The 229-nt window shown below is 35.8% G+C and carries 1 pseudogene; it reads left to right on the top strand.

The features are described 5' to 3' along the window. Window positions 1-229 (top strand): annotated as a pseudogene (locus B4237_RS13030) (tyrosine--tRNA ligase); the annotation flags it as partial.

The raw sequence follows: 229 nt of genomic DNA, 5'->3' as shown, positions 1-229 counted from the left end.
AACGCAAAAACGTATCAGGAACAAGTTTTTAAAATCTTAGATCCAAATAAAACCAAAGTACGTTTTAACTCAGAATGGTTTAATCAAAAATCTGCTGCTGATCTCATTCAATTGGCAAGCCAACAAACTGTTTCACGTATGTTAGAGCGTGATGACTTTACAAAGCGTTATAGCAACCATCAACCAATCGCAATTCACGAATTCCTTTATCCATTGGTTCAGGGTTATG

It is taken from the genome of Acinetobacter sp. UBA6526 (assembly GCF_002434875.1).
GTDB lineage: Bacteria > Pseudomonadota > Gammaproteobacteria > Pseudomonadales > Moraxellaceae > Acinetobacter > Acinetobacter venetianus.
Note: the sequence above shows the minus strand (reverse complement) of the source record. Positions and strands in the feature narration are given on the sequence as shown.